Origin of the sequence: Candidatus Caldatribacterium sp. SIUC1, from assembly GCF_051549785.1 — a bacterium.
Taxonomy (GTDB): Bacteria; Atribacterota; Atribacteria; order Atribacterales; family Caldatribacteriaceae; genus Caldatribacterium.
Map to the genome: position 1 here is coordinate 1,098,002 of NZ_CP189974.1, position 20,249 is coordinate 1,118,250.

Annotated in this window: 23 protein-coding genes; all 23 read left to right on the top strand. The window is 55.6% G+C overall.

Annotated elements, in window-relative coordinates; genetic code table 11:
* The first annotated feature begins 36 nt into the window (after positions 1–36).
* The 23 genes from rpoB (at position 37) to rpsH (ending at position 20,242) form a co-directional block, all read left to right on the top strand.
* Positions 37–3,774 (top strand): DNA-directed RNA polymerase subunit beta, encoded by a 3,738-nt coding sequence (gene rpoB, locus ACP6EK_RS05670; RefSeq protein WP_438313949.1) that lies wholly within the window; start codon positions 37–39, stop codon positions 3,772–3,774.
* Positions 3,775–3,792: 18 nt separating this feature from the next.
* Positions 3,793–8,793: a DNA-directed RNA polymerase subunit beta' gene (gene rpoC, locus ACP6EK_RS05675; protein ID WP_438313952.1), complete on the top strand. Its 5,001-nt coding sequence runs from the start codon at positions 3,793–3,795 to the stop codon at positions 8,791–8,793.
* 54 nt (positions 8,794–8,847) lie between these two features.
* On the top strand, positions 8,848–9,090 hold the full coding sequence (locus tag ACP6EK_RS05680) for a L7Ae/L30e/S12e/Gadd45 family ribosomal protein (protein WP_438313955.1): 243 nt from the start codon (positions 8,848–8,850) through the stop codon (positions 9,088–9,090).
* Positions 9,091–9,103: 13 nt separating this feature from the next.
* Positions 9,104–9,478: a 30S ribosomal protein S12 gene (rpsL, locus tag ACP6EK_RS05685; RefSeq protein ID WP_017889966.1), complete on the top strand. Its 375-nt coding sequence runs from the start codon at positions 9,104–9,106 to the stop codon at positions 9,476–9,478.
* Between the two features lie 15 nt (positions 9,479–9,493).
* Positions 9,494–9,967 carry a 30S ribosomal protein S7 gene (gene rpsG, locus ACP6EK_RS05690; RefSeq protein WP_438313958.1) on the top strand — a complete coding sequence of 158 codons (474 nt, stop codon included), beginning with the start codon at positions 9,494–9,496 and terminating at the stop codon, positions 9,965–9,967.
* A gap of 31 nt (positions 9,968–9,998) precedes the next feature.
* Positions 9,999–12,095 carry an elongation factor G gene (gene fusA / locus ACP6EK_RS05695; RefSeq protein WP_438313961.1) on the top strand — a complete coding sequence of 699 codons (2,097 nt, stop codon included), beginning with the start codon at positions 9,999–10,001 and terminating at the stop codon, positions 12,093–12,095.
* A 13-nt stretch (positions 12,096–12,108) separates the two neighbouring features.
* Complete coding sequence (gene tuf, locus ACP6EK_RS05700; protein ID WP_438313964.1) at positions 12,109–13,311, top strand: elongation factor Tu; 1,203 nt, start codon at positions 12,109–12,111, stop codon at positions 13,309–13,311.
* Between the two features lie 83 nt (positions 13,312–13,394).
* On the top strand, positions 13,395–13,637 hold the full coding sequence (gene rpsJ / locus ACP6EK_RS05705; RefSeq protein ID WP_438318907.1) for a 30S ribosomal protein S10: 243 nt from the start codon (positions 13,395–13,397) through the stop codon (positions 13,635–13,637).
* Between the two features lie 24 nt (positions 13,638–13,661).
* Complete coding sequence (rplC, locus tag ACP6EK_RS05710) at positions 13,662–14,297, top strand: 50S ribosomal protein L3 (RefSeq protein WP_438313967.1); 636 nt, start codon at positions 13,662–13,664, stop codon at positions 14,295–14,297.
* 14 nt (positions 14,298–14,311) lie between these two features.
* The gene (gene rplD / locus ACP6EK_RS05715; protein WP_438313970.1) at positions 14,312–14,944 is read left to right on the top strand and encodes a 50S ribosomal protein L4; all 633 of its coding nucleotides are present in this window, start codon (positions 14,312–14,314) and stop codon (positions 14,942–14,944) included.
* Positions 14,934–15,221: a 50S ribosomal protein L23 gene (gene rplW / locus ACP6EK_RS05720; RefSeq protein WP_017872948.1), complete on the top strand. Its 288-nt coding sequence runs from the start codon at positions 14,934–14,936 to the stop codon at positions 15,219–15,221. Before rplD ends, rplW begins: the two co-directional genes overlap by 11 nt.
* Before the next feature lie 24 nt (positions 15,222–15,245).
* A complete protein-coding gene (gene rplB, locus ACP6EK_RS05725; protein WP_438313973.1) occupies positions 15,246–16,067 on the top strand; it encodes a 50S ribosomal protein L2 in 822 nt (273 codons plus the stop codon).
* 19 nt (positions 16,068–16,086) lie between these two features.
* Positions 16,087–16,371 (top strand): 30S ribosomal protein S19, encoded by a 285-nt coding sequence (gene rpsS, locus ACP6EK_RS05730; protein ID WP_438313975.1) that lies wholly within the window; start codon positions 16,087–16,089, stop codon positions 16,369–16,371.
* Between the two features lie 12 nt (positions 16,372–16,383).
* On the top strand, positions 16,384–16,728 hold the full coding sequence (gene rplV, locus ACP6EK_RS05735; RefSeq protein WP_017889358.1) for a 50S ribosomal protein L22: 345 nt from the start codon (positions 16,384–16,386) through the stop codon (positions 16,726–16,728).
* Positions 16,729–17,454 (top strand): 30S ribosomal protein S3, encoded by a 726-nt coding sequence (rpsC, locus tag ACP6EK_RS05740; RefSeq protein ID WP_438313978.1) that lies wholly within the window; start codon positions 16,729–16,731, stop codon positions 17,452–17,454.
* Positions 17,432–17,842 (top strand): 50S ribosomal protein L16, encoded by a 411-nt coding sequence (rplP, locus tag ACP6EK_RS05745; protein ID WP_026140641.1) that lies wholly within the window; start codon positions 17,432–17,434, stop codon positions 17,840–17,842. The genes rpsC and rplP overlap by 23 nt, the downstream gene beginning before the upstream one ends.
* An 11-nt stretch (positions 17,843–17,853) precedes the next feature.
* Complete coding sequence (rpmC, locus tag ACP6EK_RS05750) at positions 17,854–18,066, top strand: 50S ribosomal protein L29 (protein WP_026140642.1); 213 nt, start codon at positions 17,854–17,856, stop codon at positions 18,064–18,066.
* A gap of 1 nt (position 18,067) precedes the next feature.
* Entirely contained in the window at positions 18,068–18,358 is a 291-nt protein-coding gene (gene rpsQ, locus ACP6EK_RS05755) for a 30S ribosomal protein S17 (protein ID WP_438313981.1), read from the top strand.
* Complete coding sequence (gene rplN, locus ACP6EK_RS05760) at positions 18,333–18,701, top strand: 50S ribosomal protein L14 (protein WP_026140643.1); 369 nt, start codon at positions 18,333–18,335, stop codon at positions 18,699–18,701. The genes rpsQ and rplN overlap by 26 nt, the downstream gene beginning before the upstream one ends.
* A gap of 12 nt (positions 18,702–18,713) precedes the next feature.
* A complete protein-coding gene (rplX, locus tag ACP6EK_RS05765; protein ID WP_438313984.1) occupies positions 18,714–19,061 on the top strand; it encodes a 50S ribosomal protein L24 in 348 nt (115 codons plus the stop codon).
* 18 nt (positions 19,062–19,079) lie between these two features.
* Positions 19,080–19,619, top strand: coding sequence for a 50S ribosomal protein L5 (gene rplE, locus ACP6EK_RS05770; RefSeq protein ID WP_438313987.1), 540 nt, complete (start codon positions 19,080–19,082; stop codon positions 19,617–19,619).
* A gap of 12 nt (positions 19,620–19,631) precedes the next feature.
* Entirely contained in the window at positions 19,632–19,823 is a 192-nt protein-coding gene (locus ACP6EK_RS05775; protein ID WP_017889366.1) for a type Z 30S ribosomal protein S14, read from the top strand.
* A 17-nt stretch (positions 19,824–19,840) separates the two neighbouring features.
* The gene (gene rpsH, locus ACP6EK_RS05780) at positions 19,841–20,242 is read left to right on the top strand and encodes a 30S ribosomal protein S8 (protein ID WP_438313991.1); all 402 of its coding nucleotides are present in this window, start codon (positions 19,841–19,843) and stop codon (positions 20,240–20,242) included.
* Positions 20,243–20,249: the final 7 nt, after the last annotated feature.

Sequence of the window (20,249 nt, forward strand, 5' to 3'; positions counted from 1 at the left end):
GACTCCAATTGAAATCCCCCGAAGGTGGTGTGATCAGTGGGCGTTGGTTACATTGAGAGGCGAAGTTTTGCGAAAATTCCCCCCTGTGCTGAGCTGCCGAACTTCATAGAAATTCAGAAGAAATCCTTCGAATGGTTCCTCCAGAAAGACGTCCCCCCTGAAAAACGGAAGCGTCAAGGATTACAGGAAGTCTTTCTGGAGATCTTCCCCATCCAGGATTTTACAGGGAAGTTCGTTCTGGAGTACCTTGGATATCGACTGGAAGAACCGCCACTCAGCGTACGGGAGGCCAGAGAAAAGGGTCGAACGTATGCCGCACCCCTGTACGTTCGTGTTCGCCTCATTGACCAGCACACCAACGAAATCAAAGAGCAGGATGTGTACATGGGCGATCTCCCTCTCATGACGGACAAAGGTACCTTCGTGGTGAATGGGGCCGAGAGGGTGGTGGTGACCCAGCTTGTCCGTTCCCCGGGGATGTTCTTCTCCCGGGAGGTGACGCCCACGGGGAGGGTGGAGTACGGTTTCAAGATCATCCCCAACCGGGGTGCATGGCTGGAGTTTGGTATTGATCCCGGGGACATTCTTTTTGTTCGGGTTGACAAGCGGAGGAAAATCAACGCCTGTACGCTGGTGCGGGCTTTGGGGTATAGCTCGAATGAGGAAATCCTTGCCCTTTTTGACTACCACACCTTCATCCGAAAGACCCTGGAGCGGGACCCTTCCTCGTCAACGAAAGAGGCCATTGTGGAGATTTTCCGTCGTCTCCGGCCAAGTGAGCCGCCAACGGAGGAGAACACCCGGGATTTCATCAAGTACCTCTTTTTTAACCCCCGTCATTACGATCTTGGAGAGGTCGGCCGGTACAAAATCAATAACAAACTGAAGTTCGAGGAACGGATCGTCGGGGTCGAGGAGCTTGTGGCGGCTGAAGACCTGGTCATCGACCTCTGGGAGAAACGCTGCGTGCGGAGTATAGAGAGCCTTGGGGAGCAATTCGACCCGGAAAGGTACCGGGTTGTGCTCCGCGCCGGTGACCGTATCAGCCGGAGAATTGCCCAGGAAATTGAACGACTCAACGAGGAATACGCTATCGAATACGTCACGGTCCTGAACAGCGAAGGTCTTCCCGTGAAGGTCTACATCGAGACCGATGATACTCTCGAGGGTCTCTCCGACGACCTTGAAGGGCGGGTAGTCAGTCGGAACGTCCTTGATCCGGAGACCGGGCGGGTTCTGGTCCCAAAGGAGACGGTTCTGACCCTTGAGGCCATTCGGGATCTCCGGGAAATCGGCATCACCAAAGTCTGGGTGAAGAAAGGACGGACCCTTGCCCCTGAGGATGTGGTGGGGGGTATCCGGTATCTCCTCAACCTCATCGATGGCATCGGATACAGTGACGACATTGACCACCTGGGGAACCGTCGGGCTCGCCTTGTGGGAGAGCTTTTGCAGAATCAGTTCCGTACCGGCCTTCTGCGGGTGGAGAAAGTCATCCGTGAGCGTATGACCATCCAGCCGGATACGGAATCCCCGACACCCCAGAGCCTCATCAACGTCCGGCCTGTCATTGCCGCCCTGCGGGAATTCCTGGGTTCGAGTCCTCTTTCCCAGTTCATGGACCAGGTGAATCCCCTCTCTGAACTTACCCACAAGCGGAGGCTCAGTGCTCTTGGCCCTGGAGGCTTGAGCCGGGAGCGAGCAGGGTTTGAGGTCCGGGACGTGCACTACACCCATTACGGTCGGATGTGCCCCATTGAGACACCGGAGGGACCAAATATCGGTCTCATCACCTCTTTGTGCGTCTACGGTCGGGTGAATGAGTACGGGTTTATCGAAACGCCGTACCGGCGGGTTGTCGACGGGAAGGTGACAAACGACATCGTGTACCTGACGGCTGATGAAGAGGACCGGTACTACATTGCTCCTTCCGACACAAAGCTCAACGACGACGGGTCTATTGCCGCGGATCAGGTGGTGGTCCGCTTCCGGGGGAAAATCATCGAGGTGCCCAGGGATCGGGTGGACTTTATGGATGTTTCGCCCCAGCAGATTCTCAGCGCTTCTGCTTCCCTCATTCCCTTCTTGGAGCACAATGACGCCAACCGGGCGCTCATGGGGGCCAACATGCAGCGGCAGGCTGTGCCGCTTCTTGTCCCCCATCCTCCCTACATTGGCACAGGGATGGAGTACAAGGTTGCCCAGGACTCGGGGGCCACGGTCACGGCCAGAAGAGCCGGAAGGGTGGTTTTCGCCGATTCCACCCGGATTGAGATTGAGACAGAAGACAGAACAAGGGATGTGTACTACCTCGATAAGTTCCAGCGCTCCAACCAGAGTACCTGTATCAATCACCGACCCATTGTCCGCAAGGGGGATTACGTCAGAGAGAACCAGATCATTGCCGATGGTCCATGTACGAGCATGGGTGAGGTTTCTCTGGGGCGGAATGTCCTTGTGGCCTTCATGCCCTGGGAAGGAGAGAATTTCGAGGATGCCATCGTCATCAGTGAGCGCCTGGTGAAGGAGGACATCTTTACCTCCATTCATATAGAGGAATACGAGGTTGAAGCAAGGGATACGAAGCTCGGTCCTGAGGAAATCACCCGGGATATCCCGAACCTCAGCGAAGAGGCCCTGCGCAATCTCGATGAGGACGGCATCATTCGTATTGGTGCCGATGTGAAACCCGGGGATATTCTCGTGGGAAAAGTAACTCCGAAGGGTGAGACCGAGCTCACCCCTGAGGAAAAGCTTCTCCGGGCCATTTTTGGGGAGAAAGCCCGAGAGGTTCGCGATACGTCGCTTCGGGTACCCCATGGAGAGTACGGGAAGGTCATCGACGTAAAGGTGTTCTCCCGGGAAAACGGGGATGAACTGGCCCCCGGGGTCAATAAGCTCGTGAAGGTGTACGTTGCCCAGAAGCGAAAAATCACCGTGGGAGACAAAATGGCTGGACGGCACGGGAACAAGGGGGTTATTGCCCGAATCCTCCCGGAAGAGGACATGCCCTATCTCCCCGATGGTACGCCTGTGGATATCGTCCTCAACCCCCTTGGGGTTCCGTCGAGAATGAATATCGGACAGATTCTTGAAACCCACCTGGGGTGGGTGGCGAACAAAGAGCGGAAGTTCCTGGCCAGCCCTCCCTTTGACGGTGCCCGGGAGGAAGAAATCCTTGAGGCCATGAAGAACGCCAGGACTCCCGAGGGAAACGTTCCCTTTGAGGAATTCTTCGACCACAGGGTGTCCCCAGACCTCTGTCTCTTCCCCCAGGGGAAGACGGTGCTCTACGATGGTCGAACCGGTGAACCCTTTGATAACGAGGTGACCGTGGGCTACATCTACATGATGAAACTTGCCCACCTTGTGGAAACCAAGATTCATGCCCGATCCACAGGACCGTATTCGCTGGTGACGCAGCAGCCCCTTGGCGGGAAGGCCCAGTTTGGTGGGCAGCGTTTTGGTGAGATGGAAGTGTGGGCTCTGGAGGGCTACGGTGCAGCGTATACGCTACAGGAGATGCTCACCGTGAAGTCCGACGATATTGCCGGACGTGTGAAGGCCTATGAGGCCATTGTCAAGGGGAAGAACGTATTGCAACCGTCACTTCCGGAATCCTTTAAAGTGCTCGTTAAGGAGCTCCAGAGTCTCTGTCTGAGTGTGAAGATTTTTGACGCGAAGGGGAGAGAAATCTCCCTGGAGGAGATGGAGAGCGCCGAGGAGGAAGTCCCACACCTTGGCGTGAATCTCCAGGGTCGAGAGAAAAAGTGAAAGAAGGGGGAAGAGTCCTTGGTGGACGTCAACGACATCAGGGCAATTCAAATTGGGTTGGCTTCTCCCGAGGAGATTCGCAAGTGGTCTCACGGGGAAGTGAAGAAGCCCGAAACCATAAACTACCGTACCCTGAAACCGGAAAAAGACGGCCTGTTCTGCGAGAAAATCTTTGGTCCTACGAAGGATTGGGAGTGCTACTGCGGAAAGTACAAGAGGGTCCGGGACAAGGGGATTGTCTGTGATCGCTGCGGGGTGGAAGTCACCCGTGCTTCGGTCCGGAGAGAGCGCCTTGGCCACATCGAGCTTGCAGCTCCAGTATCCCACATCTGGTACTTCAAGAGCATCCCAAGCAAAATGGCCCTCCTTCTTGGGATTCTCCCCAAGAACCTGGAGAAGGTGCTGTATTTCGCCTCGGGGAGGAAACGCGAGGATTGTTACAAAGTTATTGACCCCGGTTCGACCAACCTTGAAGCCGGGGCGACCATCCGTGAAACAGAATACAAGATTTACAGCAAGTATGATCCCACCTTCAGGGCAGAACTCGCCCACCGGATTACCGAAGTCCATACCTTACCGTTCTCCATCGGTGACCGTTTGAACCTGAAGGATTACGCCCGGTATCGTTCCAAGTACCGGGAGAGTTTTACGGTGGAGCAGATTGATGAGAACACCTTCGAAGTCGTCGACATCCGGGCCTTTCCGTACCAGCGGGATGACGAGCTTGCTGAATCGGAAGTGAACGAGCTTCGGGAGACCTTCGGGAATCTCTTTGAGGAAACCATCCTTTCTGAAACGGTGGAGGAACCCTGTTACATCGTGATCAACCCCGGACAGACGGGGCTCAAAACCGCTCAGATGATTCTTGAAACGGAGGCGAAACTCCTCTCCCGATACGATCCTGAGTTCAGGGCGGGAGTGGGTGCCGAAGCGGTTCGGGAGATTCTGAAAAACCTCGATCTCCAGCAGCTGGCCCGGGATCTCCGCAAGGAGCTCAAGGAGGCAACGGGGCAAAAGGCCAAAAAGCTCATCAAACGCCTCCAGGTTGTTGAGGCTTTCCTAAAGTCGGGAAATCGTCCGGAATGGATGATTCTTGAGGTCATCCCCGTGCTCCCACCGGATCTGCGGCCCATGGTGCAGCTCGATGGTGGGCGGTTTGCCACTTCGGACCTCAACGACCTCTACCGGAGGGTCATCAACCGCAACAATCGGCTCAAGCGTCTTTTGCAACTCGGAGCGCCGGAGATCATCGTCAAGAACGAGAAGCGCATGCTCCAGGAGGCCGTTGATGCCCTCTTCGACAACGGTCGCCGGGGTCGCCCTGTTCTCGGTCCGGGGAACCGTCCGCTGAAGTCTCTGAGCGACATGCTCCGGGGCAAGAAGGGTCGGTTCCGTCAGAACCTTCTGGGGAAGCGGGTGGACTATTCCGGTCGATCGGTCATCGTGGCTGGACCGAGACTCCGGTTTGACCAGTGTGGCCTCCCCAAGAAAATGGCCCTGGAGCTTTTCAAACCCTTTGTTATGAAAAAGCTTGTGGATAAGGGGCTGGCCCACAATATCAAGAGCGCCAAGAAAATGGTGGAGAAAGCCAGGGAAGAGGTCTGGGGTGTTCTTGAAGAGGTGATTGCCGAACACCCAGTGCTCCTGAACCGGGCACCAACGCTTCACCGCCTCAGCATTCAGGCGTTTCAGCCGGTACTCATCGAAGGGAACGCCATTCAGCTCCATCCGCTGGTGTGCCCGGCGTTCAACGCCGACTTTGACGGCGACCAGATGGCGGTTCACGTGCCGCTCTCTGCGGAGGCTCAGGCAGAATCGCAGATTCTCATGCTCTCCTCGCATAACATCCTCTCTCCAGCGCACGGAAAACCCATTGCAGTGCCGACTCAGGATATGGTCCTCGGGTGCTACTACCTCACCCTTCTTGGGGCCCGGAGAGAGCCAGTGAAGAGGTTCTACAGCATCGATGAGGCACTCATGGCCTATGAGTTCGGTAAAGTGGACCTTCACGAGCCAGTGTTCATCCGGGAAGTGACCGAGAAGCACCCTGAGGTTCTGGAGACCACGGTCGGACGGGTTATTTTCAATGGCCTTCTGCCGGAGGGGATGCCCTACTACAACGAGCCGGTGACCAAGAAGAAGCTCTCGGATATTGTGGACCTCTGTTACCGCAAGTTCGGCAACAAAGTCACGGTGGAGATGCTTGACCGGATTAAAGAGGCAGGATTCCACTACGCTACAAAATCCGGAGCTACCATCAGTGTCCTGGATCTTGAGATTCCCCCGGAGAAAGAGCGCATCATTGAAGAGGCTACCCGCCGTGTCGAGGAAATCAACGAACACTACAACCAGGGGCTTATTACGGCCGAGGAACGAGAGCAAAAGGTTGTGGATGTCTGGACGGATGCAGCGAACAAGATTGCCGATGCCATTCTTGAAATCCTTCCCGATTTCAACCCGGTGAACATGATGGCCACCTCTGGTGCTCGAGGGAGCGTGCGCCAGGTGAGCCAGCTCTGCGGCATGCGGGGACTTATGGCCGACCCGTCAGGACGCATTATCGAGTACCCCATCAAGGCGAACTTCCGTGAGGGGCTCAGTGTTCTCGAGTACTTCATCTCGACTCATGGAGCGCGGAAGGGTCTTGCGGATACTGCCCTGCGGACGGCCAAGTCGGGTTACCTTACCCGCAGGCTCGTGGACGTGGCTCAGGACGTTATCGTCCGGGAGGAAGACTGTGGTACGGACGACGGTGTTCTCCTTGAAGACCTGAGGGACGAGAACGACAACATTGTCGAGTCGTTTGAGGAACGGGTTCTCGGGAGAATTGCCCTCCGGGACATTGTGGATGCTACCACCGGGGAGATCATCGTTCGGGCTGGAGAGGAGATTGACGAACGGGCGGTTGAAGAGCTCCGCAGGCGCAACATCCGTCAGGCCTGGGTACGGTCCGTTTTGACCTGCCGGACGAAACACGGTGTCTGTGCTAAGTGTTACGGACGGAATCTCGCCACTGGTCGCCTGGTGGACGTGGGTGAAGCTGTCGGTATCGTGGCGGCACAGTCCATCGGAGAACCCGGGACACAGCTCACCATGAGAACCTTCCACACCGGTGGTGTGCGTATTGCTGGAGAGGACATCACCCAGGGTCTTCCAAGGGTCGAGCAGCTCTTTGAAGTGCGAAAACCCAAGAAGGCGGCCATCCTTTCTGATGTAGACGGTGTGGTGGAGAGAATTGAGGTCATTGGCAACCGCCGGAAAATCTATGTCCGGCCGAGTGAGGATGAGGAGAACCAGGAGGTCCGGACCTACTTTGTTCCTCACGACGTGAAGATTGCGGTAACCGAGGGTGACCGGGTTCGGGCTGGGGATCGCCTCACCCTTGGCCCCATAAACCCGAAGGATATCCTGAGGATTAAGGGTATCAGAGCGGTGCAAAAGTACCTCCTTGAGGAGATCCAGTCGGTCTATATCTCCCAGGGTGTGACCATTAACGACAAGCACATCGAAATCATCATCCGTCAGATTGCTCGCCTCAACAAGATTATGGTGGAGAACGCTGGAGACACTAATCTCCTGTCTGGAGAAATGGTTTTTGTTGAGGACTTTGAAAGGGAAAACACCCGTGTTCTTGAAGAAAACGCCCTGCTGAAGGAGAAGGCCCAGGAGCTCCTTGAAGGGTGTGTCCTTGAGGAGCATGTGCTCGATGTTTCGGGGAACGTGCTCTTCACGAGAGGCAGAGTCCTTGAGGCTCAGGACATCGAGACTTTGCTCTCTAGCGAGTGCCGGCCCTTCCTGGTTCGAAAAGATGGAGTACTCCTCCGGATTCTGAGAGGCCAGAAGAACCTCGAGAGCGAGCTCCTCAACCGCATGTGTGTTGAAGAAATTCGGGAGCCATCCGGGAGGGTTCTCGTCAAAGCAGGAGAGGTTCTGAAGGAACCTCTCCTTGAGCGGCTCGGTGAGATTGGTCCTCTCCGGCTCCGGGTGAGGGAGCAGGCGACCTGGGAGAAGCTTCGGGGAACCATTCTTGCTGAGGACGTCCTCGATCCAGGGACCGGAAAGGTGCTCCTTCCTGCCAACACGCGCCTGGATCAGAGTGAAATCGCTCTCCTTGAGGAACACGATGTCGAGAGGGTCGCTATCTGGAAGAACGTCCGCGTCTTCCCGGTGAAAGAGAGCCTTGTGCGGGTGCTCCGGGAGGAGATTCTGAATAAAGAGGTGGCAAGAGACATCGTCAGTCCCCAGACCGGAGAGGTCATCATCCAGGCAGGCCAGGCTATAAGCAGGAGTGTTGCCCGCCGCCTCGTTGTGGAGGGTATTAAGGAAGTTCCTCTGAGCGATGGCCGTTTCTTCTCCATCGAGGGGAGGCTTATTGAGCTCCTTGAGAAGGAAGTGGTTGGGAAGGTTGCCGCTCAGGACATCGTCGTTGGTGCAAACGGCGATGTGCTGGTGAAGGCCGGGGAGGTCATTGACCGGGATGACGTGGTGAAGATTGCCGAAGACAACGTGGGCTTTTTGCTCCTCAGGGATGCGGAAGGGGAAAAGGAGATACGAACCCTGGTGGAGGAGGTTGTGTACCTTCCCGGGCTCAAGCAGGTTGCCACAGGACGACCTGTGGCTCTGGGCATCACCAAAGCATCCCTTGCCGTGGACAGCTTCCTCTCTGCGGCGTCGTTCCAGCAAACCACCCATGTTCTTGCTGATGCCGCGATCAAGGGGAAGGTCGATGAGCTCATCGGTTTGAAGGAAAACGTCATCATCGGAAAACTCATCCCCGCGGGTACGGGGTACGAGAAATACCGGAGAATTCGTCTCTCCACGGAAAAAGAAGAGGCTGTGGCACAGGCGGAGGGGTTCGCGGAAGAGGGCTTTGATCTCCGTGAGCTCATGGGCATGGATGAGTCCCGGGAGTTTCCACCGGAAGAGGAATTTGAGGAAGAGGAAGCATTCGAAGAACAGGAAGCATTCGACTTCGAGACTGATGAGGATGTCGACGAAGCCGATGGGGAATTGACATGAGCGTGTCGTGCTGTTACAATTCCTCTGTCGCTTTTGGCTATGGGGCTTGAAGAGTTGCGAACCGCAAAGAGAGTTGTGGGCATGCGAGAGACTCAGAGAGCTATAGAGCGGGGAAGGGCGAAGAAGGTTTTCGTCGCCCTTGATGTCGATGCTCAGATTCGGGAGGCGATTGTCGCCCTGGCCAGAGAAAAGAATGTTCCCGTGGAGTACGTGGAGAACGCGCGGGAACTCGGCAGGGTGTGCGGCATCGAGGTTCGCTCTTCCTGCGCTGCCATTGTGGAAGAGCAAAAAGGTTAGAGGAGGATGATTCATGCCGACGATTAACCAGCTTGTTCGCGAGGGGAGAAAGAAACCCAAAAGCCGGAGTGGTGCCCCGGCTCTGAAGGGGTCGCCTCAGAAGCGAGGGGTGTGCACTCGAGTCTGGACCATCACTCCGAAGAAGCCGAACTCGGCGCTGCGGAAAGTTGCCCGTGTCCGTCTGACCAATGGCATGGAAGTTACCGCGTACATTCCAGGCATTGGCCACAATCTCCAGGAACACTCCATTGTCCTCATCCGGGGAGGCCGTGTGAAGGATCTTCCTGGAGTGCGGTACCATGTCATTCGGGGGGCCCTGGATGCGGCTGGTGTGGAGAACAGAAGGCAGGGTCGTTCAAAATACGGGGCAAAGAGGCCGAAGTCGTAAGGAGTGTGAAGAACTTTGCCGAGAAAAGGTCCTGTTCCAAAAAGGGAAATCGCTCCTGATCCCCTGTACAATAACGTTGATGTGGCAAAGCTCATCAACAAGGTGATGAAGGACGGGAAAAAGAGCATCGCGGAGAAAATCGTCTACGGGGCTTTCAATCTTATCCGGGAAAAGACCAAGCGTGACCCTCTTGAGGTTTTCTACCAGGCATTGAACAACGTCATGCCCCTTGTGGAGGTTCGTCCCCGCCGGGTGGGGGGAGCCAATTACCAGGTTCCCATTGAGGTTCGACCCGACCGGAGCAAGAGCCTCGGCTTGCGATGGCTCGTCCAGTATGCCCGGGAACGTCAGGGGAAGAGCATGATAGAGAAGCTCGCCCAGGAAATCATGGATGCGGCGAATGGTACCGGTGGCGCGGTGAAAAAACGCGAGGATACCCATCGCATGGCCGAAGCGAACAAGGCCTTTGCCCACTACCGGTGGTTCTGAGGGAGGTTTAAGAGAAGGCGTGAGTAAGGCGATGAATAGAGTTCAGCAGAATTTCCAGACTTTTGGGGAGTACGCCATATCCCAGGTCCGCAATATCGGTATCATGGCCCACATCGATGCGGGGAAAACAACCGTCACGGAGCGTATCCTTTACTACACCGGGAAAATCCACCGTATGGGAGAGGTCCACGAGGGGACAGCCACCATGGACTTTCTCCCTCAGGAGCAGGAGCGGGGAATCACGATAAGCTCGGCGGTGACGACGTGTTTCTGGCGGGATTGCCGCATTAATATCATCGATACGCCAGGGCACGTGGACTTTACCGTGGAGGTGGAGCGAAGCCTCCGGGTGCTTGATGGGGCCATTGCAGTATTCTGTGGTGTGGGAGGGGTGGAACCCCAGTCTGAAACCGTCTGGCACCAGGCCGACAAGTACCGTGTCCCCCGCATTGCTTTTGTCAACAAACTCGACCGCGTTGGGGCGGATTTCTACGCGGTGGTGAAGGCCATTCGGGAGAAACTCAACGCCAACGCCCACCCTGTACAGATTCCCATAGGGAAAGAGGCGGATTTCGTGGGCGTTGTGGATCTCATAGAGATGAAGGCGTACTTCTACGATGTCGACGAGACCGGTGCCACGTACCGGGTGGAGGATATTCCTCCCGAACTTCTCCAAAAGGCCCAGAAGGAACGGGAACGTCTCATTGAGGCCCTTGCGGAGATTGATGAAGAGGTCCTTGTCCGATACCTCGAGGGGGAAGACCTTCCGCCTGCGCTTTTGCGTGAGGCCATCCGCAGGGGAACCATTACCGGAAAGTTCGTTCCCGTTCTTGGTGGATCGGCTCTGAAGAATAAGGCCATCCAGCCGCTCCTTGATGCCGTGGTCTTTTACCTCCCCTCGCCCCTGGATCTCCCGCCGGTCAGGGGATTCCATCCTGAGACTGGAGAGGAAGAGACGAGGTTACCGCTTGCCAAGGAACCCTTTGCAGGGCTCGTCTTCAAAATCGTCATGGATCCCCATGCAGGGAAAATCTCTTTTGTGCGGGTGTACTCTGGCGTTCTGAGAAGCGGCACCTACGTGTACAATGCCACAAAGAGGGAAAAGGAACGGGTGAGCCGCCTCCTGATTATCCATGCGAGCCACCGGGAAGATGTCGACGAGGTGAAGGCAGGAGATCTTTGTGGCATTGTCGGACTGCGTCGGGCCACAACTGGTGATACGCTCTGTGATGAGCGGTACCCTATTGTCCTTGAAGCTCCCTCGTTCCCTGAGCCGGTGATTTCTGTGGCAATTGAGCCGAAAACCCGGGCTGACCAGGATAAGCTCAGCATTGCTCTGGCAAAGCTTGCGGAAGAGGATCCCACTTTCCGGGTGCGGAGCGACGAGGAGACTGCCCAGACCATTATCTCTGGAATGGGTGAGCTGCACCTTGAAATCATCATCGACCGGCTGCTCCGGGAATTCAAGGTTGAGGCCAATGTCGGTAAACCTCAGGTAGCGTACAAGGAGACCATCAAAGCCTCTGCCCGGGCGGAAGGCAAGTTCATTCGCCAGACGGGTGGACGGGGACAGTATGGTCACGTGATTCTTGAGGTGGAACCTTGTGAGGAGGTCTTCGTTTTCGAAGACCACATTGTGGGGGGAACAATCCCGCGGGAGTACATTCCTGCGGTGGAGGCAGGGGTACGGGAAGCTCTCGACAACGGCGTCATTGCCGGTTTCCCAGTCATTCACGTGAAGGTGAAGCTTGTGGATGGCTCGTACCACCCTGTGGATTCCTCAGACCTTGCCTTTAAGATTGCGGGATCCATCGCGCTGAAGCATGCGGTGGAAAAGGCTTCACCGGTGCTTCTTGAACCTATCATGAAGGTTCAGGTGATCGTCCCCAGGGAGTACCTGGGAGAAGTCATCGGGGACCTCAATGCCCGCCGGGGGAAGATTGAAAGCATTGAGGCCAAGGGTGAAACTCAGGTTATCAATGCAAAAGTTCCCCTGGCTGAGCTTTTTGGATACGCCACAGTTCTCCGTTCGCTCACCCAGGGGCGGGCAACGTACACCATGCAGTTCTCCCATTACCAGGAGGTCCCTGCGAATCTCATGAAGGAGATTATTGAAAAAGCTCGGTAGAGGAGGATACCCTATGGCCAAGCAGAAGTTCGAAAGGAAAAAGCCCCATATTAACGTCGGGACCATTGGACACGTGGACCATGGGAAGACCACCCTCACCGCCGCCATCACCCTGGTCCTCTCCAAGCACGGTCTTGCCAAGTACACCCCTTTTGAGCAGATCGACAAGGCTCCTGAGGAACGGGAGCGAGGGATCACCATCGCCATTGCCCATGTGGAGTACGAGACGGAGAAGCGCCACTACGCCCACATCGACTGCCCGGGGCATGCCGACTACGTGAAGAACATGATCACCGGTGCGGCCCAGATGGATGGGGCAGTCCTCGTGGTCTCTGCTGCCGATGGCCCCATGCCCCAGACCCGGGAACACATTCTCCTCTCCCGTCAGGTCGGTGTCCCCTACATCATCGTCTTCATGAATAAAGTCGACATGGTCGATGACCCGGAGCTCTTGGAACTCGTGGAGATGGAAGTCCGGGACCTCCTCAACCGCTACGAGTTCCCCGGAGACGAGGTTCCCGTCGTCACCGGCAGTGCCCTGAAAGCTCTGGAGTGTGGCTGCGGCAAGCGGGAGTGTCAGTGGTGCGGAGGGATCTGGAACCTCCTCGACGCCATGGACACCTACTTCCCCCTCCCAGTCCGGGAACTCGACAAGCCCTTCCTCATGCCCATTGAGGACGTCTTCTCCATCACCGGGAGAGGCACCGTGGTCACCGGGAGAGTGGAGCGGGGAACCCTGAAGCTTGGAGACCCTGTGGAGATCGTGGGGCTCTCCCATGAGATCAAGAAGACCGTGGTCACGGGCATTGAGATGTTCCGCAAGGTCCTCGATGAGGCCCAGGCCGGAGACAACATCGGCGTGCTTTTGCGGGGCATTGAGAAGAAAGAGGTGGAGCGGGGTCAGGTTCTCGCAGCTCCCGGAACCATCACCCCCCACACCCACTTCAAGGCTGAGGTCTACGTCCTCACCAAAGAGGAGGGTGGCCGGCACACCCCCTTCTTCAGTGGCTACCGTCCCCAGTTCTACTTCCGGACTACCGATGTCACCGGAGAGATCAAGCTCCCCCAGGGAGTGGAGATGGTCATGCCCGGGGACAACGCTAACCTCGAGGTGAAGCTCATCTACCCTGTGGCCATGGAGAAGGGCTTGCGCTTTGCCATCCGTGAGGGAGGAAGAACGGTTGGTGCCGGAGTGGTTACGGAAATCATTGAGTAGGCCCTGGGGAGGCGTGCGACGTGGCTCAGAAAATACGGATTAAACTCAAGGCGTATGACCACAAACTCCTGGATCAGTCAGCGATGAAAATCGTTCAGGCGGTGGAACGGACCGGAGCCGCTGTGGCTGGTCCTGTTCCATTACCCACGGAAATCACAAAGTATACGGTACTTCGCTCTCCTCACATTGATAAGAAGTCCCGGGAACAGTTTGAAATGCGGATTCACAAAAGGCTCATCGATATCATCGATCCCAATCCCAAAACGGTGGATGCCCTTATGCACCTTGATCTGCCTGCAGGTGTTGACATAGAAATCAAGCTTTAAGGGATATTCTGGAGGAGAAAGGATATGAAGGCTATAGTTGAGTACGGTCTTATTGGGGAGAAAATTGGCATGACCAGAATTTTCACTCCCGATGGCCTTGTCGTCCCCGTAACAGTTCTCCAGTGCGGTCCGTGTTACGTGGTCCAGAAAAAGGACATGGACCGGGACGGGTATAAAGCGTTGCAGCTTGGGTACAGGGAAGTGAAGGAGAAAAAGCTCAACAAGCCTCTTCTGGGTCATTTCAAGAGAGCTCAGGTTCCACCTCTCCGCTTCCTCGCAGAGTTCCACTTTAAGGACCACGAGAAGTATGCAATCGGGCAGGTTCTGAAGGTTGATGGTTTCAAGGTTGGAGACAGGGTTGACGTTCGGGGGGTTTCGAAAGGCAAGGGCTTTCAGGGAGTTGTCCGGAGGTTTGGATACGGCGGTGGTCCGGCGTCCCATGGTTCCATGTTCTACCGGGAACCCGGGTCCATTGGTGCAACAGACCCTGAAAAGGTTTTCAAGGGCAAAGGTCTTCCGGGACGAATGGGGAACGAGACGGTGACGGTGCGGAACCTTGAGGTTGTTGGGGTGTACCCTGAGAGGAATCTTCTGCTTGTTCGTGGTGCTGTCCCGGGACCGGCAGGAGGCAGAGTTTTGGTGTTCAAGCGAGCGTCGTAGGGGGCGGGAGATATATGGAACTTGCGGTGAAAGACCAGACAGGACAGGTTGTGGAAACGGTGTCTGTGGACGATGAGTGGCTGGAGGGCGTGGAGGAGAACACCCACCTGCTCTATCTTGCGGTGAAGGCCTTTCTCGACAACCAGAGACTGGGAACAGCCAAGACCAAAACCCGTGGAGAAGTTCGGGGAGGTGGGCGGAAACCCTGGCCTCAAAAGGGTACCGGAAGGGCAAGACACGGGAGCATTCGGTCACCAATCTGGCGTCATGGTGGGATTGTTTTCGGCCCAAGACCCCGTTCGTACTACCATACGCTTTCCAAAAAAGAACGGCGCAAGGCTTTGTTTCTGGCGCTGCGGGAGAAAATTCGTACGTCTTCGCTGATCCTCGTTGAGAAAATCACCTTTCCCCTTCCCAAGACCAAAGAGGGTGTTCGTTTCCTTGAGGCCTTGCAAACTCGTGGGAAAGTGCTTATCATTCTCCAGTCGGCAGATGCCAGTGTGTCGCGGGTGTTTTCCAATATCCCCGACGTGACTGTGAAACCGGTGCATGAGATCACGGCGTACTTCATCCTGAATGCTGACTGGGTGATTATGGAGAAGGAGGCTTTTCTCTCCCTCCTGGAGGTGTGGGGATATGGAGGATAGGCGGAGTATCATCATCCATCCCATTGTGACGGAAAAGTCAGTCCGGCTTCAGAAGGAGAACAAGTACGTTTTCCGGGTGGACCCGAGAGCGACCAAGCCCGAGATTAAAAAGGCCGTGGAGGAGATGTTCGGTGTTACGGTGCTCAAGGTGAACACTATCAATGTGAAGGGCAAGAGGAAACGCTTGGGGAGATTCGAGGGCCGGACATCTTCCTGGAAAAAGGCCATCGTTTTCGTCAAGCCCGGTGAACGCATTAAGGCCTTTGACATCACCTGATAGAGGGAGAGAGGTTGAGGCACCATGGCGATCAAAGAATACAAACCGGTGACCCCGAGTCGTCGTCACATGACGGGATACACTTTTGAGGAAATCACCAAGAAGGAACCCGAACGGTCTCTCCTTGAGCCTCTCAAGAGCAAGGCGGGAAGGGACAACCAGGGGCGTATTGCGGTCCGCCACCGGGGTGGAGGACACAAGAGGAAGTACCGGATTATTGATTTCAAGCGGGATAAGTGGGGTATCCCTGCGGTGGTAGAGAGCATTGAGTATGACCCCAACCGCTCGGCCCGTATTGCACTCCTGAAATACGCTGATGGGGAGAAGAGGTACATCATCGCACCCCTGGGGGTTTCGGTGGGAGACGTGCTCATGAGTGGCCCTGATGCCGATATTCGCCCGGGGAATGCTCTGCCGCTTAGGAACATTCCGGTGGGGACGCTGATTCACAATATCGAACTTCGCAAGGGCAAGGGAGGGCAGCTCGTTCGTTCTGCTGGGAGTTATGCCCAGCTCCTCGCCAAAGAGGGAGATTACGCCCACGTCCGTTTGCCGTCGGGAGAAATCCGTCTCATTCACCTCGATTGCATGGCCACCGTCGGGCAGGTCGGTAATGTGGACCACGAGAACATCACCATCGGAAAGGCAGGAAGAAGCCGGTGGCTTGGTATCCGGCCCACTGTTCGCGGAGTGGCCATGAACCCCATCGACCATCCCCATGGTGGTGGTGAGGGACGGGCGCATGGTGGCCGGCATCCTGTGAGCCCGTGGGGTCTGCTCACGAAAGGCTACAAGACCCGGCGGAACAAGCAAACCGACAAGTGGATTATCAAGAGGAGAAAGTAGTGGAGGGAGGCTGTGTCCTTTGGGCAGGTCATCGAAGAAGGGTCCATATGTCGACCCAAAACTCCGGAAAAAGATCGAGGAACTGAATAAGCGGGGCGAGAAGAGGGTCATCAAAACCTGGGCTCGGGCATGTGTCATTATCCCGGAGATGGTTGGGCACACCATCGCGGTGTACAACGGGAGGAGACACGTCCCCGTCTACATCACCGAACAGATGGTGGGGCACCGTCTGGGAGAGTTTGCTCCAACCCGGACCTTTAAGGGCCATGGTGCTCCCACAGAGCGCTCAACAGCGCTGAAGTAAGGGGTGAAATCGATGGAAGCAAGGGCAACGGCAAAGTATGTTCGTATTTCTCCCCGGAAGGCCAGGCAGGTTGTGAACCTCATCAGGGGGAAAAAGGCTCAGGAGGCCCTGGTCCTTTTGCGGTTTATTCCCAAGAAGGCCGCTCGTCTGGTATACAAGGTTCTGCAGTCAGCCATTGCCAATGCAGAGAACAACTGGAACATGGACGTTGACAAGCTCGTTGTTTCCCGGGCCTATGTCGACCAGGGTCCTACCTGGAAGAGGGTTCATCCCCGGGCCTTTGGGCGTGCCTATTTAATTCGGAAACGAACCTCTCACATCACCATTGTGGTCTCTGAGGCGGAGGAGGGAAAGTAATTGGGCCAAAAAGTCAATCCTATTGGACTCCGTTTGGGCATTGTGACCACCTGGCAGTCACGATGGTATGCGGAAAAGGAGAAGTACACCAATTACCTCCTTGAAGACCTGAAGATTCGTCGTTACATCAAGGAGCGATTCTACCGCTCTGGCATTTCCAAAGTCGAGATAGAGCGCCTGGCGAATCAAATCAAGGTCATTATCAAAACTGCACGACCGGGAATCGTCATTGGACGTAAAGGGAGCGAGGTGGAAAAACTCCGCCAGGAGCTCCAGAAACTCACAGGGAATCAGAACATTCAGATTTCGGTGGAAGAGGTGCCTGTTCCTGAAATCGATGCCCAGCTTGTGGCGGAGAACATCGCCGCCCAGATTGAGCGTCGAGTGTCGTATCGGCGGGCGATGAAGCAGGCCATTGCCCGGGCGCTGAAGATGGGCGCCAAGGGCATCAAGATTGCCTGTTCGGGACGGCTTGCGGGGGCGGAAATCGCCCGTGAGGAATGGTACCGTGAGGGACGTTTGCCCCTTCAGACGCTTCGCGCTGACATCGATTATGGTTTCGCCGAAGCACTCACTACATACGGCAAAATCGGCGTGAAGGTCTGGATCTTTAAGGGCGAAGTCATCTCTCCAGGAGAAGTCCTCGAAGAGGGAGTCGCTTCCCTTCCTCAGGAAGAGCGTTACGAGGAGGAGCTTGAAGACTATGTTGATGCCCAAGAGAGTTAAGTACCGAAAGCAACAGCGCGGGAGACTCAAGGGAACTGCCTTTCGAGGCAATGAGGTAGACTTTGGCGATTACGGTCTCCAGGCTCTGGAGCCGGCGTGGATCACCAATCCCCAGATTGAGGCAGCCCGGGTGGCCATTTCCCGGCATATCAAGAAGGGTCGTATCTGGATTCGTATTTTCCCTGACAAACCCTATACCAAAAAGCCTGCTGAATCCCGAATGGGGAAGGGAAAAGGCCCGGTTGAGGGATGGGTGGCCGTGGTCCGTCCCGGGCGAGTGCTCTTTGAGGTGGGAGGCGTGGATAGAGAAACGGCTTACGAGGCACTCCGTATCGCCTCTCACAAGCTTCCCATAAAGACAAGGATTATCGAGAGACGGATTGAGTAGAGGTGATGGTGGTGAAGGCTTCGGAGCTCAGGAATTTCACCAATGAAGAACTCAATCAAAAGCTCAAGGATTTGCGCATGGAGCTCTTCAATCTGAGGTTTCAGGCCATTACAGGACAGCTGGCGAATCCCAAGAGAATCCAGGCCGTGAAGCGGGACATCGCTCGTATTAAAACCATCCTTCGGGAACGAGAACTTGCAGCAAAGCGGCAGGAGGGCCGTTGACATGGGTATGCGGAAGCGATTTGTCGGCGAGGTTGTCAGTGATGCTATGGACAAAACCGTGGTGGTACGGGTGGAGCGCATCACTGAACATCCACTGTACAAGAAGAAGATTCGAAAAAGCGTGAAGTTCAAGGCCCACGATGAGCACAACATGTGTTCAGTGGGCGATAAGGTGCTCATCGAGGAGACCCGACCCTTGAGTAAGACCAAGCGATGGAGAGTGGTCGCTTTGCTTGAAAAAGCGAGAGTCAGGGGAGGAGAGGACGTTGATTCAGCCGAGAACTATGCTTGAAGTTGCGGATAACACTGGAGCAAAGCGGATTATGTGCATTCGGGTCCTTGGTGGGTCCAATCGGCGTTACGCCAGTATCGGCGATGTCATCATTGCTTCGGTGAAAGAAGCCGAGCCGCACTCCAACGTGAAAAAGGGTGAGGTTGTCCGTGCCGTTGTGGTTCGAACAAGGAAAGCGGTGCGCCGGCCCGATGGCACATATGTTCGCTTCGATGACAACGCGGCCGTTCTCGTCACCAACCAGGATGTTCCGCGAGGGACCCGGGTGTTCGGGCCAGTAGGACGCGAATTGCGTGAGAAAAACTTCATGCGGATTGTCTCCTTGGCTCCGGAAGTGGTGTAAGGAGTGATGGTTATGGAGCTCAAAACAAAAAGGGTCAAGGTTCCCATCAAGAAGGGGGACCTTGTGGAGGTTATCCACGGGAAGGACAAGGGAAAACGGGGGAAGGTTCTGAGCGTTTTCCCCCGGGAAGGAAAAGTCATTGTTGAAGGGGTCAACATGGTGAAGAAGCATACCCGTCCAACCCAGGATAACCCCCAGGGAGGTATTATTGAACGGGAGAACCCCATAAGGATTTCCAATGTCCGCCTGGTGTGCAGCCGCTGTGGGCAGAAAACCCGGATTAAGCGGGTGAAACTCCCCGATTCCCGTTTCCGGGTGAGGGTTTGCAAGAAATGTGGCGAGATCATTGACAAGGTCTGAAACAGGGGGGCTTAAGCGGTGTCCATTACGAAGGAGAAGTACTATAAAGAGGTTGTTCCCAAGCTCCTGAAGGAGTTCGGCTATAGAAACATCATGCAGGTTCCCAGGCTTGAGAAAATCGTCATCAACATGGGTGTGGGGGATGCTACGCAGAACCCTCACTACCTTGATCTTGCGGTGGAAGAACTCGCGCTCATCACAGGGCAAAAACCCCTGGTGACCCGTGCGAAGAAATCGATTTCCAACTTCAAGCTCCGTAAGGGTATGCCCATCGGATGCAAGGTAACGCTCCGGAAAGATCGCATGTACGAGTTCCTCGACCGCTTCTTGAACATCGCTATCGCCAGGATTCGTGACTTTCGGGGGTTCCCTGGTAACTCTTTCGATGGACGGGGGAACTGTACTATCGGAATTGAGGAACAGCTCATTTTCCCCGAAATCAATTATGACCGTGTGGAGCGGGTACGGGGGATGAACATCACCTTCGTGACCACGGCAAGAACAGACGAAGAGGCCAGAGCCCTCCTTGAGGGTTTGGGTCTGCCTTTCCGGAAATGAGGGAGGACTGAAATGGCGCGCAAAGCAAAAATTGAGAAGAACAAAAACCTTGAAAAATTGAAGTTCAAGGTCCGCTACCGGAACCGCTGTTCTCTGTGCGGTCGACCGCGGGGATACCTTCGGGATTTTGGCATGTGCCGGATTTGCTTCCGGACTCTGGCGAGTCGTGGCGAGATCCCCGGCATTATCAAATCGAGTTGGTGAGGGGAAGGGGAGAGGAAATGGCGCACACCGACCCTATTGCGGATATGCTGACGCGGATTCGTAATGCCCTGAAGGCTGGGCATCCGACGGTTACAGTCCCTGCCTCCCGCCTGAAGATTGAGATTGCACGAATCATGCGGGAGGAAGGGTACATTCAGGATTACAAGGTTATTGCCAGAGATGGCAATAAGAGAGAATTGCTCATTGAGCTGAAGTACGGTCCTCATCGCGAGCGGGTGATCAACGGCCTGCGCCGGATCAGCAAACCCGGACTCAGAATCTACGCTGGAAAGGATGAGATTCCGATTCTCCTTGGAGGCCTGGGGACGGTCATCGTCTCCACCTCCCGGGGTGTCATGACGGGGAAAGAGGCGAGGAAGCTTGGCATAGGCGGAGAGGTGCTGTGCTTCATATGGTGATGGAGGA